Origin of the sequence: Alsobacter ponti (assembly GCF_024294805.1) — a bacterium.
Classification (GTDB): Bacteria; Pseudomonadota; Alphaproteobacteria; order Rhizobiales; family Beijerinckiaceae; genus Alsobacter; species Alsobacter ponti.
In genome coordinates this window covers 1-16,086 of record NZ_JANCLU010000019.1, presented here as the reverse complement: position 1 = coordinate 16,086, position 16,086 = coordinate 1, and the positions used below count along the sequence as shown (strand labels likewise).

General features: G+C 69.9%; 16 protein-coding genes, 1 tRNA gene and 1 pseudogene. 14 read left to right on the top strand and 4 right to left on the bottom strand.

The genetic code is table 11. The features are described 5' to 3' along the window. Window positions 1-100 precede the first annotated feature (100 nt). Complete coding sequence (gene arfB, locus NK718_RS17055) at window positions 101-523, bottom strand: alternative ribosome rescue aminoacyl-tRNA hydrolase ArfB (protein WP_254744730.1); 423 nt, start codon at window positions 521-523, stop codon at window positions 101-103. A 147-nt stretch (window positions 524-670) separates the two neighbouring features. Between arfB and NK718_RS17050 the strand changes: the two genes are divergently transcribed. Both NK718_RS17050 and NK718_RS17045 read left to right on the top strand, forming a co-directional pair. Then, the gene (locus NK718_RS17050; protein WP_254744728.1) at window positions 671-2,395 is read left to right on the top strand and encodes an IlvD/Edd family dehydratase; all 1,725 of its coding nucleotides are present in this window, start codon (window positions 671-673) and stop codon (window positions 2,393-2,395) included. Between the two features lie 115 nt (window positions 2,396-2,510). Beyond that, complete coding sequence (locus NK718_RS17045) at window positions 2,511-3,110, top strand: MOSC domain-containing protein (RefSeq protein WP_254744726.1); 600 nt, start codon at window positions 2,511-2,513, stop codon at window positions 3,108-3,110. Here the strand turns inward: NK718_RS17045 and NK718_RS17040 are convergent. Next, entirely contained in the window at window positions 3,107-3,850 is a 744-nt protein-coding gene (locus NK718_RS17040; protein WP_254744724.1) for an enoyl-CoA hydratase, read from the bottom strand. The two genes, NK718_RS17045 and NK718_RS17040, sit on opposite strands and share 4 nt — an antisense overlap. Window positions 3,851-4,022: 172 nt before the next feature. On the opposite strand from NK718_RS17040, the gene NK718_RS17035 reads away from it, so the two are divergent. The 5 genes from NK718_RS17035 (at window position 4,023) to NK718_RS17015 (ending at window position 9,124) form a co-directional block, all read left to right on the top strand. Then, a complete protein-coding gene (locus tag NK718_RS17035) occupies window positions 4,023-4,961 on the top strand; it encodes a BON domain-containing protein (RefSeq protein WP_254744722.1) in 939 nt (312 codons plus the stop codon). A gap of 95 nt (window positions 4,962-5,056) precedes the next feature. Then, on the top strand, window positions 5,057-6,061 hold the full coding sequence (locus tag NK718_RS17030) for an SDR family oxidoreductase (protein WP_254744720.1): 1,005 nt from the start codon (window positions 5,057-5,059) through the stop codon (window positions 6,059-6,061). 143 nt (window positions 6,062-6,204) lie between these two features. Then, window positions 6,205-6,618, top strand: a complete 414-nt coding sequence (locus NK718_RS17025) for a hypothetical protein (RefSeq protein ID WP_254744718.1) — start codon at window positions 6,205-6,207, stop codon at window positions 6,616-6,618. Between the two features lie 99 nt (window positions 6,619-6,717). Continuing rightward, entirely contained in the window at window positions 6,718-7,458 is a 741-nt protein-coding gene (locus NK718_RS17020) for a hypothetical protein (protein ID WP_254744716.1), read from the top strand. A gap of 37 nt (window positions 7,459-7,495) precedes the next feature. Beyond that, the gene (locus NK718_RS17015) at window positions 7,496-9,124 is read left to right on the top strand and encodes an acyl-CoA synthetase (protein ID WP_254744714.1); all 1,629 of its coding nucleotides are present in this window, start codon (window positions 7,496-7,498) and stop codon (window positions 9,122-9,124) included. Between the two features lie 8 nt (window positions 9,125-9,132). Here NK718_RS17015 and NK718_RS17010 read toward each other — a convergent pair whose 3' ends face one another. Then, window positions 9,133-9,639 (bottom strand): GcrA family cell cycle regulator, encoded by a 507-nt coding sequence (locus tag NK718_RS17010; RefSeq protein WP_254744712.1) that lies wholly within the window; start codon window positions 9,637-9,639, stop codon window positions 9,133-9,135. Between the two features lie 366 nt (window positions 9,640-10,005). Between NK718_RS17010 and NK718_RS17005 the strand changes: the two genes are divergently transcribed. Together NK718_RS17005 and ligD are read left to right on the top strand one after the other, a co-directional pair. After that, window positions 10,006-11,007 carry an ATP-dependent DNA ligase gene (locus tag NK718_RS17005; RefSeq protein ID WP_254744710.1) on the top strand — a complete coding sequence of 334 codons (1,002 nt, stop codon included), beginning with the start codon at window positions 10,006-10,008 and terminating at the stop codon, window positions 11,005-11,007. Then, the gene (ligD, locus tag NK718_RS17000) at window positions 11,007-11,918 is read left to right on the top strand and encodes a non-homologous end-joining DNA ligase (RefSeq protein ID WP_254744707.1); all 912 of its coding nucleotides are present in this window, start codon (window positions 11,007-11,009) and stop codon (window positions 11,916-11,918) included. Before NK718_RS17005 ends, ligD begins: the two co-directional genes overlap by 1 nt. Window positions 11,919-11,927: 9 nt before the next feature. Here ligD and NK718_RS16995 read toward each other — a convergent pair whose 3' ends face one another. Continuing rightward, the gene (locus NK718_RS16995) at window positions 11,928-12,869 is read right to left on the bottom strand and encodes an SMP-30/gluconolactonase/LRE family protein (protein WP_254744705.1); all 942 of its coding nucleotides are present in this window, start codon (window positions 12,867-12,869) and stop codon (window positions 11,928-11,930) included. A gap of 199 nt (window positions 12,870-13,068) precedes the next feature. On the opposite strand from NK718_RS16995, the gene NK718_RS16990 reads away from it, so the two are divergent. From NK718_RS16990 to NK718_RS16970, 5 genes and pseudogenes are all read left to right on the top strand, one after another. After that, window positions 13,069-13,142, top strand: a tRNA-Gln gene (locus NK718_RS16990). Window positions 13,143-13,419: 277 nt separating this feature from the next. Then, the gene (locus NK718_RS16985; protein ID WP_254744702.1) at window positions 13,420-13,707 is read left to right on the top strand and encodes a DUF1330 domain-containing protein; all 288 of its coding nucleotides are present in this window, start codon (window positions 13,420-13,422) and stop codon (window positions 13,705-13,707) included. Window positions 13,708-14,062: 355 nt separating this feature from the next. Next, complete coding sequence (gene corA / locus NK718_RS16980) at window positions 14,063-15,091, top strand: magnesium/cobalt transporter CorA (protein WP_254744700.1); 1,029 nt, start codon at window positions 14,063-14,065, stop codon at window positions 15,089-15,091. Window positions 15,092-15,558: 467 nt separating this feature from the next. Beyond that, window positions 15,559-15,804 carry a hypothetical protein gene (locus NK718_RS16975; RefSeq protein ID WP_254744698.1) on the top strand — a complete coding sequence of 82 codons (246 nt, stop codon included), beginning with the start codon at window positions 15,559-15,561 and terminating at the stop codon, window positions 15,802-15,804. A 94-nt stretch (window positions 15,805-15,898) separates the two neighbouring features. Continuing rightward, window positions 15,899-16,086, top strand: a pseudogene (locus tag NK718_RS16970) (hypothetical protein); the annotation flags it as partial.

The following is a 16,086-nucleotide window of genomic DNA, read 5'->3' as shown; positions in this document are numbered from 1 at the left end:
CGGTGTCGTGCCGCACTGCAAAGCGACTTGGCTCGCCGAACCCGGCCGCGAACCGCTTTCCATGCAAGACGATGCTGGCGGGAGAATGGCGGCCCGGCAATCAATCTCCCGGCGGCTTCTCGCCGCGCAGCTTCTTGACGGTCGCCCGGCGGCTTTTGCTGTCGAGACGCCGCTTCTTCGAGGCGAGAGTCGGACGCGTGGGACGGCGCACGAGCGGGCGCACGGCCGCCTGACGGATGAGGTCGAGCAGGCGCTCCAGCGCGTCTTGCCGGTTGCGCTCCTGCGTGCGGTGGCGCTGGGCCGTGATGACCAGCACGCCGTCCTGCGTCATCCGGCTGCCCGCGAGCGCCTTCAGCCTCTCCTTGACCTCGTCGGGGAGAGACGGCGAGCGGGCCACGTCGAGGCGCAGCTGAACCGCCGTCTCCACCTTGTTGACGTTCTGCCCGCCGGGGCCCGACGCCCGCAGGAAGCTTTCGTCGAGCTCACGCTCATCGAGGGAAATGCGGCCTGTGACGCGGATCATGGGCTTGCCCGAGGAGTGGACCGGCCTGTGCATAGCACATCGGCGCATGCGGGACGGTCTGCGAGGTTGCGGTGGCCGGTGACGGCCTGTTTGATGCAGGCCCACGCGAGTCGACACAACCGGCCGCGCGCAGGCGGAGGAACGGACATGACGCGGGATGCCGAGAACAGCGGGCTGCGCAAGGGGCTCACCTCCTACGGCGACCCGGGTTTTTCGCTCTTCCTGCGCAAGGTGTTCATCAAGGCGGCGGGCTATTCGGACGACGCCCTGGACCGCCCCATCGTCGGAATCGCGGACACCCGCAGCGACTTCAATCCGTGCCACGGCAACGTTCCGCAGCTGGTCGAGGCGATCCGCCGCGGCGTCATGCTGGCCGGGGCGCTGCCCATGGCCTTCCCGACCATCTCCATCCACGAATCCTTCGCGCATCCGACCTCGATGTACCTGCGCAACCTGATGGCGATGGACACCGAGGAGATGATCCGCGCGCAGCCGATGGACGCCATCGTGCTGATCGGCGGGTGCGACAAGACCATGCCGGCGCAGATCATGGCCGCCGTCAGCGCCGGCATCCCCGCCATCGTCCTGCCGGTGGGACCGATGGTGGTCGGGCATCATCGCGGCGAGGTGCTCGGGGCCTGCACCGACTGCCGCCGCCTGTGGGGCGAGCATCGCGGCGGACGTATCGACGCGGCCGAGATGGAAGCCATCGCCGGCCGTCTCGCGCCGTCCGTCGGCACCTGCATGGTGATGGGCACGGCCAGCACGATGGCCTGCATGGCCGAGGCGATGGGCATCGCCCTGCCCGGCTCCGCGACCGCGCCCGCCACCCACGCCGACCGGCTGCGGATCGCCGAGGCGACCGGTCGCGCCGCCGCCGCCATGGCAGCCTGCAAGGGGCCCAGGCCGAACGAGATCGTGACGGCGGATTCGCTGCGCAACGCCATGGCCGTGCTTCAGGCGATCGGCGGGTCCACCAACGGGCTGGTGCACCTCGCGGCGATCGCGGGGCGGGCGGGCCTGCCGCTCGACTACGCCACGTTCGACAGACTGGGCCGGGAGGTGCCGGTTTTGGTCGACCTCAAGCCCTCGGGCCAGCACTACATGGAGCACTTCCACCATGCCGGCGGCGTTCCGCGACTGCTGCGCGAGATCCGCGAGCATCTCGCGGCCGGCGCTCCCACCATCACGGGAGAGACCCTTGGCGCGTGGATCGACGCGGCCGAGGACACGCCCGGGCAGACGGTGATCCGCAGCCGGGACAACCCCGTGTCGCCCGAGGGCAGCATGGCGGTGCTCGGCGGCAACCTCGCCCCTCGCGGCGCGGTCATCAAGCAGTCGGCCGCCTCTCCCGCGCTGATGCGACACGAGGGCCGCGCGGTGGTGTTCGAGGACGTCGAGGACATGACCGCGCGCATGGACGACCCCGCGCTCGACGTGACGGCGCAGGACGTGCTCGTGCTGCGCAACGCCGGCCCGAAGGGCGCGCCGGGGATGCCCGAGAGCGGCTATTTGCCGATTCCCCGCAAGCTCGCCCGCGAGGGAGTGAAGGACATGGTGCGCATCTCGGACGCCCGCATGTCCGGGACGGCCTTCGGCACCATCGTGCTTCACATCGCGCCGGAGGCGGCGGTCGGGGGGCCGCTCGCCTTGGTGCGGGATGGCGACAGGATCCGCCTGGACGTGGAGGCGCGGACCATCGACCTGCTGGTGGACGAGGCCGAACTGGCGCGCCGGCGGGAGGAATGGACCCCCAGGCCGCCACGGCCGGCGGAAAACCGGGGCTATGCCCGCCTGTTTCGCGACCACGTGCTGCAGGCCGACGAGGGGTGCGACTTCGACCTGCTCAGGGCCCGGGGACCGGACGACTGACACGGAAGTCGATCCGAAACCGCGATCGTCTTGCCGGTTTCGGCCGCGATCTCCAGCCCGAATGTCGGCGGTTCGACAGAATGCATGTTGGAATCCGGCTCCATTGAAAGTTCCAATGTCCAGGTCCTTCGGAATCACCCCCGCGCGCCGCATTCCGGCGACCCTCGCCGGCCTTTTTGTCGCCGACGGGGACGGCTTCGTCACCCGCCCGGTCGACGAGGCCGAGCTCGACCTCGAGGGCTTCGTCCTGCCGGGGATCGCGATCGAGCGTCACCGGGGCCATGCCCGCGCCGCCGACGCGCGGACGCCGTGGTACCGGCGCGGGGAGCCGATCCGCAATTCCCGCCAGGTCTCGATCGTCTCGACCGCCGAGCTGGCGACGATCGCCCGGGGGCTCGACGTCCCGGCCGTCAGGCCCGAATGGCTGGGCGCCAACATGGTGATCGACGGGGTGGAGAACCTGTCCATGCTGGCGCGGGGCTCCCGCCTGTTTTTCGCCGGGGGCGCCGTGCTCGCGGTCGAGGAGCTGAACACGCCTTGCCGCAACCCGGGACGGGCGATCGCGAAGCAGTACCCGGACCGCGCGGGCCTCGACCTCGCCTTCGTCAAGGCGGCCGCCCGGCTGCGCGGGCTGGTGGCGTGGGTCGAGCGCGCCGGGACGGTCCGCGCCGGCGACGCGGTGGAGGTGCGCGTGCCCGAGCAGTGGGTCTACTAGCGCGCGAGGAAGGCCGCGAAGGCCGCCTTCGCCTCCGCCGAATCGAGACGTTCCGCGAAAGCGTCGAACTCGCGCTGCATGGCGGCGGCCAGTTCGTCCGGGTCGGGTCGCATCAGTCGCTTCGTCTCCAGCAGCGCCTCGCGCGGCAGCGCGGCAAGGCGGCTCGCGGCGGCGCGCGACGCCCGCTCCAGCTCGTCCTCGGGGACGACGGCGCTCGCCAGTCCCCAAGCGAGCGCGGTGTCGGCGTCAATCCCCTCGCCCAGCATCAGGAGCCGCGCCGCCCGCGCGTGCCCGACGAGGCGCGGCAAGAGCAGCGTGCTCGCCGCCTCCGGCACCAGGCCGAGCCCCACGAACGGCGTCAGGAACCGCGCCTTGGGCGACGCATAGACGAGATCGCAGTGGAGCAGGATGGTCGCGCCCACGCCGACGGCGAGCCCCGGCACGGAGGCGACGACCGGCTTGCGGCAAAAGGCGACCGCGTCGAGGAAGCGGCGAACCGGCGCGTCGGGCCCGCGCGGCGGATTGTCGAGGAAGTCGCGCAGATCGTTGCCGGCGGTGAACACGCCGCCCTCGCCGGAGAGCACGACGGCCCCGACGCCAGGGTCTGAATCGGCGTCGCGAAACGCCTCGGCCATCGCCGCGTACATGGCGGTCGTGATCGCGTTCTTCTTGGCGGCGCGCGCCATCGTGATCGTCGTCACCCCGTCCGCCCGCTCGACCCGGATCTCGTCGCTCGCCATGCCGAAGCTCCCTCGTTCCCGCCCGTCCAGATGGCGTCGGCGGCGGCCCGGAGGCAAGCCCGAACGTCGGTGAGGCTCCCCGAAGCGGCGCGGAACCGACCTATCGAGATGGCGTTTCATCCGCTCCCCAGCCCGACCAGAGGGTCGGACATCAGCCAATCGGGAGGCTTCGATGGCCAATCAGGATCGATGGAGACACGAGCAGGACCGCTACGGCTCGGGCCGCGAGCGCTGGAACGAACGCGAGCGCTGGGACGAGCGGCGCGACGACGACCGCGGCATGTGGTCCGGCGAGGGCGGACGCAGCCCCGACTACGGGCCGAGCCATCACCGCGGCATGTCGCAGGGCGGTGAATATGGCGGCTCCGGCGGCTATGGGCGCGGCTCCGGCGGCTCTTCGTATGGCGGCGGCTCGGGCTATCGCGGCGACTCCTCCTATCGCGGAGAGGCCGGTCCGTCCGGCTACGGTTCCGGCGAGCGCGGCTACGGTTCCGGCTACGGCCGCTCGGGCCGGCAGGACTATGGCTCGTCGTGGACGGGCGGCTCGAGCGAAGGCTGGGGCGGCTACGGCCGTGACGAGAGCTGGCGCGGATCGTCCGGCCGCTATGGCGGCGACAACGACCGCGGCTTCTTGGACCGGGCGACCGACGAGGTCGCCTCGTGGTTCGGCGACGAGGACGCCGAGCGCCGCCGCCGCATGGACGAGCGCGGCGAACATCGCGGCCGAGGCCCCAAGGGCTATGCGCGCTCCGACGACCGCATCCGGGAAGAGATCTGCGACCGGCTGACCGACGATCCGATGATCGACGCGAGCGACGTCGAGGTCTCGGTCTCGAACTGCGAGGTCACGCTGAGCGGCAATGTCGACCGGCGCGATATCCGCCGCCGGGCGGAGGACATCGCCGAGCGCGTCTCCGGCGTGAACCACGTGCAGAACAATCTGCGCGTGAGCCAGAACCAGTCGACCCCGATCGGCTCGACCGGCCTCGGCTCCGGCCAGACGTCGAGCACGGGCGCCTCGTCGACCACGACGGGAAGCAGCTCGCAGTCGGTCTACGGCAGCGGAACGTCCTCCGGCACGTCGACGAAGTCGGGACTCAGCGGGTCCTGAACCCACTCGCGGCGTGGCCCCGGTCCTGGGGCCGCGCCGTCATTCGCATCATCCGGGGAGACGAGGCCGAGGAGACAAGGCCGAGGAGACAAAGCATGGCGACGCAGCACGGTAGCGGCCAGGGCGGAGACACGGCGCACCGCGCGCGGGCCGACCGCACGGCGCAGGCGGAGCGCGACATCCAGCGCGGCATCGACGAGAAGAAGGGCGGCGGCGGCGGCGAAGCGGGCCCGGCGCAGCTCGGGCAGCGGCGCTATCCCGAAAATCCGCTCCCCGAACAGCACCAAGCGAAGCCCGGCCTCGAGTCGAAGCTCGACCCGCGTCCCATGTTCGAGGCGCCAGCCTATCGCGGTTCCGGCAAGCTCGAAGGCATGGCCGCGCTGATCACCGGCGCGGATTCCGGCATCGGGCGCGCCGTCGCCGTGCTCTACGCCCGCGAGGGCGCGGACGTGGCCGTCGCCTATCTCGACGAGCATGAGGATGCGCGCGAGACCCAGCAGGCCATCGAGAAGGAAGGCCGCCGGTGCATCCTGCTGCCCGGAGACGTGGCGGACTCCGCCTATTGCAAGGACGCCGTGTCCCGCACGGTCGAAGCCTTCGGCAAGCTCGACATCCTCGTCAACAATGCCGCCTTCCAGGAGCATGTCGAGAAAATCGAGGACCTGACGGACGAACACTTCGACCGCACGCTGAAGACGAACCTCTACGGTTATTTCAACATGGTGAAGGCCGCCCTGCCCCATCTCAAGCAAGGCAGCTCCATCCTTCTCACCGGCTCGGTCACCGGCATCATGGGCAGCAAGCAATTGCTGGACTATTCGATGACGAAGGGCGGCATCCACGCGTTCGGGCGGTCGCTCGCCGGGCATCTGCTGGAGCGGGGAATCCGCGTCAACGTCGTCGCCCCGGGCCCGGTGTGGACGCCGCTCAATCCCGCCGACAAGACGGGAAAAGACGTCGCCCAATTCGGCGCGTCGGTGCCGATGAAACGGCCGGCCCAGCCCGAGGAGATCGCGCCGGCCTATGTCTTCCTCGCCGCGCCGTCGTGCTCCAGCTACATCACCGGCGAAATCCTGCCGATTATCGGCGGATATGGCTGACCTCGCAGGGCTCGCCATCAATTTGCTCGCATTTCTCCACGACCGCGCCGCCGATCTCAATAAAGCTTGAACCCTGGAGGTGCGGCGCTTGCGTCCGAAGGCGCGGAAGCAAGGGACGCCGCGTTCGAACGGGAGTTCTCGCCATGTTCGTTCGGTCAACGGTTCGCGGTGTCGTGGCGGCGGGCCTCACCCTTGCCCTCGGCGTTGGCACGATCGCCGCGTCGGCTGCGCCGGCGCAGGCTCAGGCGCGCGGCTTCTACGGCGCGCGCCACTATCCGGGCGGCGGACACTATTATCCCGGCCGGTACTACGGTTACGGCTACCGGCACTACAATGCCGGCCCCGCGATCGCGGCGGGATTGATCGGAGGGCTGGCGCTCGGCGCGCTGGCGACCGCTCCCTACGGGTATGGCTATGGCGGTTACGGCGGCTACGGATACGGCTACCCCGCCTATAATGGCCCGGTTTACTACAACCCCGGATGTTACTGGCGGAACGCGCGTGTCTATGACGCCTGGGGTCGCCCATACTGGCGGCGCGTCCAGATCTGCTCCTGACGGCCGCGAGTCAGCACGCCAGCGTCGCCGCTTCGTTATCCACGGTTGTATGCACAATTCGTCGGCGGAGCGTGATAGTGTCGGCGCGTGGGACGCGGCGTGGCGCTGGCCCACCGTGTGGCGCGGCGGGCGTGCCTCGCCGCGACGAGGTTGACGGTGTTTTCGCTGGACCGATCCCACCTTGTACCGCTCGGCGACATCGAACCTCCCCACCTTCGGAGGCTCGTCGACTACTGGTGGTCGCTGGAAGTCGACGGCCTGCCCTCCCTGGCGGACCTCGACGCAAGGCGAATTCAGGTCGAGCCGGGGCGCGTCCACCTCCTGCGGGTCGAGGGGCCCAACCGGTTCCGCTTCCTGCACTACGGAGCGACGGTCACCAATCCCGACGCGCGCGACATGTCCGGCCTGACGACGGCCGACTACGAGGACAAGGCGTTCGGCGCGCTCGTGACCGCCCACTACCAGGAAGCCGTCGACGCGCGGCAGCCCGTCTGCCGCCGCGTATCCGCCCACTGGAACGCGGCCGACTACGACTATATCCGCCTGACGATGCCCTTCGGCCTCCACCGCCAGCGCGTGGAGTTCCTGATCGTCTGCACGCATCGCATCGCCGTTCCTGGCGCGCTGGAACGCCCGCCCGGCCCCTCCCCCGATCCCGCCGTGCTGCGCGACACCATGGAGCGCAGCCGCCGCCTCGCCGCGCAGATTCACGGCCACGAGATCGGCGTCGGGCTGGAGGGCATCGCGGCGGCGGCCGAACTGCGCTTCGCGGAGTCGGTGGAGCTGGCCGTCAGGCGCGGGCGTGAGGACGACGCGAGCTTGCAGCCCATCGAGGAATGACCGACAAATCGTCCGCGCAGCAGCAGACGGGGCCGGCATGCTTCCGAACGGAGACAGCTTCGAGGAGGTCCGCGACCGGTTCTCCTGGGTGATTCCGGAGCGCTACAATATCGGTGTCGACGTTTGCGACCGCTGGGCGGCGCGCGACCCCGGCCGGGTCGCGCTGGTGCATGTGCGCGACGACGGATCGGCGCGCGACATCACCTTCGGCGAATTGCGGGACACGACCAACCGCCTCGCCAACGGCCTCGCCGCGCGCGGCGTGGGCCGGGGCGACCGTGTCGGCATCCTGCTGCCGCAGGCGCCGGAGACCGCCTACGCCCATATCGCGGCCTACAAGCTCGGCGCCATCGCCATTCCGCTGTTCACGCTGTTCGGCGTGGAGGCGCTCACCCATCGCCTGCGCGACGCGGGCGCGTCGGCGGTCGTCACCAACGCCGAAGGCGCGGCCAAGCTGGCCGCGATCCGCGACGGCCTTCCCGACCTGAAGCTGGTCGTCACCACCGACGGCCAGCCGGAGGGCGCGGTCGATCTCGCCTCCGTGATGGCGGGACAGTCCGACCGGTTTACCCCCGTGGATACCGGGCCGGACGACCCGGCCCTGATCATCTACACCTCGGGCACCACGGGCCAGCCCAAGGGCGCGCTGCACGCCCACCGCGTTCTGCTGGGGCACCTGCCGGGGGTGGAGATCAGCCACGACCTGTTTCCGCAGCCCGGCGACCGGATCTGGACGCCGGCCGACTGGGCCTGGATCGGCGGCCTGCTCGACGTGCTGCTGCCGGCTCTGCATCACGGCGTGCCGGTCGTCGCCCGGCGTTTCCCGAAGTTCTCGGCGGAGGCGGCGTTCGCGCTGCTTCAGGACCAGCGCGTGCGCAACGCTTTCATCCCGCCGACGGCGCTGAAGATGATGCGCGCCGTGCCCGACGCGCGCTCACGCTGGACGCTCGACCTGCGCACGGTGGCGAGTGGCGGCGAGACGCTGGGGGCGGAGTTGCTGGCGTGGGGACGCGACGTGCTCGGCGTGACGATCAACGAGTTCTACGGCCAGACCGAGTGCAACATGATCGTCTCCTCCTGCGGGCGGCTGACGCCGAACCGTGCCGGCGTGATGGGCCGCCCCGTCCCCGGCCACGACGTCGACGTGATCGACGCCAGCGGACGACGCTGCCCCGACGGGACGCAGGGCGACATCGCGGTGCGGCGGGGCGACCCGGTGATGTTCCTCGGCTACTGGAACAACGACGCCGCGACCCGCGCCAAGTTTCGCGGCGACTGGCTCGTCACCGGCGACATCGGCGTCCGTGAAGCGGACGGCGCGCTGCGCTTCGTCGGGCGCGACGACGATGTCATCACGTCGGCGGGATACCGGATCGGGCCCGGCGAGATCGAGGATTGCCTGCTGCGCCATCCGGCCGTGCGCCTCGCCGGCGTGGTGGGGAAGCCGGACGCGGACCGCACCGAGATCGTCAAGGCCTATGTGGTGGTCAAGGAGGGCGTCACACCCGACCCCGCGCTCGCCGCGGACATCGCGAACCACGTGAAGACCCGCCTCGCGGCCCATGAATATCCACGGGAAATCGAGTTCGTCGACGACCTGCCGCTGACCACGACGGGGAAGATCATCCGCCGTGAACTGCGCGAGCGGGCTCGCGCCGGAGGCTGACCGCGCGGCTACTTGGTCCGCGTCGGCGTCGGGGGCTCGGCCGATCCGTCGCGCGCCGTGCGCGGATAGACGATCTTGCGGTGCTCCGCGCACCAGGACGAGGACCCGACGCGCGGCGCGCCGCAGAACACCAGCTCCTGCCCCGCCTCCTCGATGACCCAGCGGCAGTGACTGTCGCGCAGATCGTAGAGCCTCACGCCCCGGCGGGGCCCGCCGCGGGACTTCATGCGCGCCAGCACGTCCCTCGGCGAAGGGCCCGGCTTCGGCGCGGGCGCGGCGACCGGCGCGACTTGCGCGGGCTTGGGGACTTGCGCCGGCTTGGCGACCGGCCTGGCCGCCTTCGCGGCCTTGGCCGCCGCAGCCCCGGGTTTCGTGGGCGCGGCCGGGGCGGGCCTGGCGGGAATCGTCTTCGGCGAGGACGCCTTCAACGGCGAGGCCTTCGGCGCGGCGGGCGTGGCGGGCGAGGGACGTTCGGCGGCGGTTTTCGACTTCGGGGCGGCGGCGGATTTCGCCACGGCTTTGCGGAGCTCCTGCGTCCCGAGGGTCTTTCCGGGCGTCGCCTTGCGACCCGTCGACTTGACCATTCCATCCCCCGCGACACCGCAACGCTGCTCCACGCCATGGATGGCGGGACAGAGCGCGCCCTGAAAACGTCGGTTTCCTGACACAATTGTCAAGCGGCAATTAACAAGGGGCGCAAGCGACTTCCGGCGGCGGATTGAATTTTCGCGGGAACAGGATGACCGGTCCCGCGCGTTGACCGGCGAGCCAATGCCCGGAATTCGATGCCGCTAAAGCCTCGCGATACCCCCGTTCAGGACGGTTCGGCCCCGGCGTCCGGAGCCCTGCCGCGACTGCCCCTGCCGCTCTCTTTCGAGCCCATGGAAGCCCGCCTCGCCGGGGACCTTCCGGACGGCCCGGACTGGCGCTTCGAGCCGAAATGGGACGGATTCCGCTGCCTCGCCTTCCGCTCGGGGGACGACGTCGACCTGCGCGCCAAGTCGGGCAAGCCGCTGGCGCGGTACTTCCCCGAGATGGTCGCGGCGCTGCGGGCCCTGCCCGCCGACCGCTTCGTGCTCGACGGCGAACTGGTCATCCCGCAGGGCGACTCGCTGTCCTTCGACGCGCTGCAGATGCGCCTGCATCCGGCCGAGAGCCGCGTGCGCAAGCTGGCGGCGCAGTCGCCCTCGGTCCTGATCGCCTTCGACCTGCTGGCGGCCGACGGCGCCCCGCTGACCGACCGCCCGCTGTCGGAGCGCCGCCTTCTGCTGGAGGCGTTTATGGCCCGCCTGCCCGCCGACGCGCCGCTGCGCCTCTCCCCCGTCGCGCCCGACCGCGCCCGGGCGCTGCGCTGGCTCGACCTCGCGGGCGACGCGCTCGACGGCGTGGTCGCCAAGCGGCTCGACCTTCCCTACGCGCCGGGCGAGCGCGCCATGGTGAAGGTGAAGCGCCTGCGCACCGCCGACTGCGTCGTCGGCGGCTTCCGCTTCGAGGCCGGCAAGCGCACCGTCGGCTCGCTCCTGCTCGGCCTCTACGACGAAGCCGGGCTACTCGACCACGTGGGCTTCACCTCGGCGCTCTCGGCGGCCGAGCGCGCGGAGCTGACGCCTCGCCTTCTCGCTTTGGTGGAGCCGCCGGGCTTCACCGGCAAGGCGCCCGGCGGGCCCAGCCGCTGGAACGCCGGCAAGGACACGGCCTGGGAACCGCTGCGGCCCGAACTCGTCGTCGAGGTCCAGTTCGACCAGGTGACGGGCCAGCGCTTCCGGCACGGGGCGCGGCTGGTGCGCTGGCGTCCCGACAAGGCGCCGCGCCAATGCACGATGGAGCAGCTGGCGAGCGAGGGCCGCCCCGCCCGCCTCATCGCCGAACTGACGGAGACGTGATGCCCGCCGCCCGACGCGCCACAGCCAAGCCCGCCGCCGAGACGGCCGAGATCGCCGGGGTCCGGCTCACCCACCCCGACAAGGTGCTCTATCCGGAACAGGGCATCACCAAGCGCGACCTCGCGGCCTATTACGAGGCCGTGGCGCCGGCCATGCTGCCGCACGTCGCGGACCGGCCGATCACGCTGGTGCGCTGCCCGACGGGCCGGCGCTCGAAATGCTTCTACCAGCGCCACGCCGGCTCCGGCGTTCCCGCGTCGCTGTCGCGCGTCACGGTGCCGGGCCTGGAGACCTCGGGCGCGTATCTCTATTTGCGCGACGCGACGGGCCTGGTCTCGCTCGTGCAGCTCGGCGTGCTCGAAATCCACCCGTGGGGCGTGCGCGTGGACGAGCCCACGAGGCCAGACCGCGTCATCCTCGACCTCGACCCGGGCGAAGGACTCGCCTTCTCCGATGTCGTCGCGGCGGCGCGCGACGTCCGCCGCGAGCTCGAGGAGGCGGGGCTCGTCTGCTTCGTCAAGACGACCGGCGGCAAGGGCCTGCACGTCGTCGCGCCGCTGACGCGCGATCACGAATGGCCGCAGGTGAAGGCGTTCGCGCGCGCCATGGCGAACCGGCTCGGCGAGCGCGAGCCCGACCGTTTCCTCACGCGCATCGCCAAGGCCGAGCGCGTCGGCCGTATCTTCATCGACTATCTGCGCAACGACGCCACCTCAACCGCCGTCGCGCCCTATTCGAGCCGGGCGCGGGAAGGCGCGCCGGTGGCGACGCCGCTCGAATGGGACGAATTGCGGCCGGGGCTCGACCCCGCCGCCTTCAACGTCCGCACGATCCCCGACCGGCTGAAGACAAAGGGCGACCCCTGGGCCGACATCGCACGCGCCGCGAGGCCCCTGCCCCGCGCGCCTTGAGCCCGCCGATCAGCCGCCCGCGACGCCCTGCGTGTTGACGTAGAGTGCGTAGACCGACTGGCTCGCCGCCATGAACAGCCGGTTGCGCTTGCGCCCGCCGAAGCAGACATTCGCGCAGCGCTCGGGCAGCGCGATGCGCCCGATCGGCGCGCCGTCCGGCGCGAACACGCACACGCCGTCGAGCTCCGGCGATCCCATGCCCCAGCCGCACCACAGATTGCCGTCGACGTCGCAGCGCATTCCGTCGGAGGTCCCGGCTCCGCAATCGATGACGACGCGGCGGTTGGCGAGCGCCCGGCCGCCGTCGCGGACATCGTAGGCGACGATCAGCCGGTTCGGCCGCGCGCGCGATTCGACGACATAGAGCACGCTTTCGTCGGGCGAGAAGCACAGGCCGTTCGGCCCCGCCGAGGCCTCGACGACGACGGAGACCGCGCCCGTCTCGCCGTCGACGCGATAGACGTTCTGCGGCAGCTCGGGCTCGGCCTGGTCGCCCTCGTAATTGCCGGCGATGCCGAAGGGCGGGTCGGTGAACCACACCGAGCCGTCCGACTTCACCACCACGTCGTTGGGCGAGTTCAGCCGCTTGCCGTCGAAGCTGTCGCACAGCACCGTGATCCGCCCGTCATACTCGGTGCGGGTGACGCGCCGTCCGCCGTGCTCGCAGGTCACGAGCCGGCCCTGGCGGTCGCGCGTGTTGCCGTTGGCGTTGCGCGACGGCTTGCGGAACACCGACACCGCGCCCGTCTCCTCGTCCCAGCGCATGATGCGGTCGTTGGGGATGTCGCTCCACAACAGGCAGCGCGCGTCGCCGAACCACACCGGCCCCTCGCTCCACCGCATCCCCGTCGCCAGCCGCTCCACCGCGGCCGAGCCGATCCTGTAGGCCTCAAAGCGCGGATCCAGCACCTCGACGGCGGGGTCGGGATAGAACGGACTGGGCTGCCACATGGGGGGACCTCCGCGATGCGCGGCGCGCGCCCGCGTTTTAGACCACGGCCCACCGGCCTTGGAAACCCTGCCGGCGGCCGCGCGCCGGCCGGCGGGAGCCGCGCGAAAATCCGCCACGACCCGCTTGTCAACGCCGCCCGGCTTCGCTATTGAACCCGCCTACCGCGCCGGCCGCCTCGCCGCCGGCGACCGGTCCCGCTGGGGGATAGTTCAACGGTAGAACAGCGGACTCTGACTCCGTTAATCTTGGTTCGAATCCAGGTCCCCCAGCCAAATATCTTTCTTTTAGTGAAAATCTCCCGTGTCACTACGGCCTGGAAACGTGTCACCGGCCGGCGTTACTCCTGATATCCGCTCGCCATCCGCTGCGCCCAGGGCGACACCGCCTCCGGTTGCCGTCCCGGGATGGCGAAGCCTAGAGCGGAGCGGAATTGCACGGAATCGGACGACCTGGCGTCAACGCCCCGATGGCCGATCTGCGCACTTTCCCGACGCTGTGTTAAGAACATTCTTATGAACTTCGAGCCCCTCACGACCAGGAGGTCAATTCATGCCCGCATACATGGTTGTGCAATCCTCCGTAAATGACCCTCAACAATACGCAAAATATGTTGAGGCGGTCGTCCCGCTGATAACGAAGGCTGGCGGTCGGTTTATAGTACGGCGTCCCGAAGTGGTTGTCCTTGAAGGAACTCACGATGGGAGGCGGCTCGTCATATTTGAATTTCCGTCTCTCGACCATATCAAGAAATTCTGGAATTCACCCGAATACGCGCCGGTAAAAAAGATTCGCGAGGATGCTGCGGTGTTGGATATTTGGGCGGTAGAAGGTGTGTAAGGGAAATATGTCTCGTTGAACGTTGAAAGGTCCGCTTAAAAGGCCGCTCGTTTGAACGTGTAAGCATTCGTCCCGGGCGCGAGATCGACCGGACGCCCCGACGCGAAGTCAGACTTCCGCCTTGCCGCGGATGGAGCCGGTGGAAGATTCTCCTTCCATTTCGTGCACATCGTCCCGAAATGAGAGTGCCATCTCTTCCGCGCCAACCAATTTCCGCGCACGGCCACGAGGTCGGCCGTGACGGCGGAGCCGACGGGCTGGCCCGCGCGCTCCGGCCGGCGTTCCGCCGCGCCCCACCGTTGCCGGAAATCCCGTTCGCGCGCATGCTCGGCCGGGACCTCGACGGAAGGCGGCCATGTTGCAGCGGGCGGATGGAGCGGGAGGAGCGCGGGCGGGCGCGGGCCCGATCGTCAAGCCCGGCGTGGTGGCGGCGCGCGTCTATAGCGGCGGGCGCTGGATCACGGACACCACCGTCGAGCGCGCCGGCGAGTGGGCCCAGAAGCCCGGCCACGTCGTCTGGATCGGCCTCTACGAGCCGACGGCCGAGCTGCTGCGCACCATCCAGCAGGAATTCCAGCTGCACGACCTCGCCATCGAGGACGCCTCGCGCGGGCACCAGCGGCCGAAGATCGAGCAATACGGCGACACGCTGTTCATCGTGGCGCGCACGGCGCAGATGGTGGACGGCCGGATCGCCTTCGGCGAGACGCACGTCTTCCTCGGCCACGGCTACCTGATTTCGGTCCGCCACGGCCCCTCCACCTCCTACGCGGCGGTGCGCGACCGGGCCGAGGCCTGCCCCGGCGCGTTCGCGCGGGGAGAGAACTACATTCTCTACGCCATCCTCGATTTCATCGTCGACAACTACATGCCCGTCATCGAGATGATCGAGGACGAGGTCGACGCGCTCGAGGAGCGTGTGGTCAATTCGCTGCTCACCGGCAACGAGGTCGAGCGGCTCTACCAGCTTCGCCGCGACCTCTTGCGCCTGCGCAACGCCGTGGTGCCGCTCGTCGATGTCTGCCGCAGGCTCGAGCATTCGGAGGTGATGCCGATCGAGGCGGCCTTGCAGCCGCTGTTCCGCGACGTGACGGACCATGTGCGGCGGGTGCAGGAAGCCATCGACGCGCAGCGCGAGGTCCTCGCCTTCACCTACGAAGCCAGCGTCATGGCCGGACAGGCGGAGCAGACCGCCGTGTCGCGGCGGCTGGCGGCCTGGGCGGCCATCCTCGCCGTTCCCACCGCCGTCGCCGGCATCTACGGCATGAACTTCAAGTTCATGCCCGAGCTGGAATGGGAATACGGCTACCACGCGACCATCCTGGTGATCGTGACGGCCTGCGCGACGCTTTACTGGCGTTTCAAGCGCAACGGCTGGCTCTGAACGGCGGTCCCGCGCCGGACGGGGCGGCTTGCGTCCGCGTGCCAGACCTTTCCGAAGGACCGTCCTGAGACTGTCCGGGCGAACCCGAAGGGACGTTCGCACCCGATCGGCGACCCCGCGGACTGGCGGGTTCTGCCGATCCGGCGGGCGCTGCCAGAATGGCGGTCCGCCTCCTATCCTTCTGATTTCAATCAGGATTTTTCGTCTTTCGGCGTGGCTTACTGCCAGCTTGGCAGATCGGCGGGCATGAAGCCGGCTCCCGTCGAGTCCAATTATCTTCGTCATTTCAATCGCTTGGAAACATCTTCCGCGTTGGCACGCCGATTGCCAATCCGATGGTGGTCCGCCGCTTTGAGCGGACGACGAAAGGGTCGCACATGCGGGTCGCGGGTTGGGCAGCGGGTTTTGCGGTTGCGCTTTGTCTCGCCGCGCCGGGCGCGGCGCAGACGGCGTATCCGATCGCGGGCGTGAACCCCGACCGGCGGCCGGAAGGCGCGCCGACCATCAAGAGCGTCCAGCACGACGCCGCCTGGCGCGCCCGCTTCTACAAGGGCGTCGCCCAGCCTTATCCGCCGGGCCTCGGCGAGGCCGACCAGGGCGACTGGTTCACGCCGTTCAACCGGCCCGGCGCGACGCCTCCCTACGATTTGCGGGGATGGCACGCCAGGACGCCCCGCGAGGGCGCGCGGCCGGCTTCGAAGTCACGGTCCTAAGTCCGTGGGGGCGGGTTTGGGGGAACCCGCGTCTGATGCATAGGCCTCGTTTCCCCTTTCCGGACGAGGCGCCAATCATTTTCAGGAGTTCATGATGAAAACGTCCGTCAAGGGTCTCATGTGCGCGTCGGCTCTCGTTGGCCTGCTCGCACTCCCGGCGGTCGCCCAGCAGCAGGGCATGTCCGGGATGGGCGGCATGTCCGGAATGGGCGGCATGTCCGGCATGGGCGGAATGTCCGGCATGGGCGGCATGTCCGGCATGGGCGGCATGTCCGGCATGGG

Bases quoted from the DNA above. Each gene is read 5' to 3' on its own strand.
- arfB (WP_254744730.1), bottom strand. From the start codon at position 523: ATGATCCGCGTCACAGGCCGCATTTCCCTCGATGAGCGTGAGCTCGAC.
- NK718_RS17050 (WP_254744728.1), top strand. From the start codon at position 671: ATGACGCGGGATGCCGAGAACAGCGGGCTGCGCAAGGGGCTCACCTCC.
- NK718_RS17045 (WP_254744726.1), top strand. From the start codon at position 2,511: ATGTCCAGGTCCTTCGGAATCACCCCCGCGCGCCGCATTCCGGCGACC.
- NK718_RS17040 (WP_254744724.1), bottom strand. From the start codon at position 3,850: ATGGCGAGCGACGAGATCCGGGTCGAGCGGGCGGACGGGGTGACGACG.
- NK718_RS17035 (WP_254744722.1), top strand. From the start codon at position 4,023: ATGGCCAATCAGGATCGATGGAGACACGAGCAGGACCGCTACGGCTCG.
- NK718_RS17030 (WP_254744720.1), top strand. From the start codon at position 5,057: ATGGCGACGCAGCACGGTAGCGGCCAGGGCGGAGACACGGCGCACCGC.
- NK718_RS17025 (WP_254744718.1), top strand. From the start codon at position 6,205: ATGTTCGTTCGGTCAACGGTTCGCGGTGTCGTGGCGGCGGGCCTCACC.
- NK718_RS17015 (WP_254744714.1), top strand. From the start codon at position 7,496: ATGCTTCCGAACGGAGACAGCTTCGAGGAGGTCCGCGACCGGTTCTCC.
- NK718_RS17005 (WP_254744710.1), top strand. From the start codon at position 10,006: ATGGAAGCCCGCCTCGCCGGGGACCTTCCGGACGGCCCGGACTGGCGC.
- ligD (WP_254744707.1), top strand. From the start codon at position 11,007: ATGCCCGCCGCCCGACGCGCCACAGCCAAGCCCGCCGCCGAGACGGCC.
- NK718_RS16995 (WP_254744705.1), bottom strand. From the start codon at position 12,869: ATGTGGCAGCCCAGTCCGTTCTATCCCGACCCCGCCGTCGAGGTGCTG.
- NK718_RS16985 (WP_254744702.1), top strand. From the start codon at position 13,420: ATGCCCGCATACATGGTTGTGCAATCCTCCGTAAATGACCCTCAACAA.
- corA (WP_254744700.1), top strand. From the start codon at position 14,063: ATGTTGCAGCGGGCGGATGGAGCGGGAGGAGCGCGGGCGGGCGCGGGC.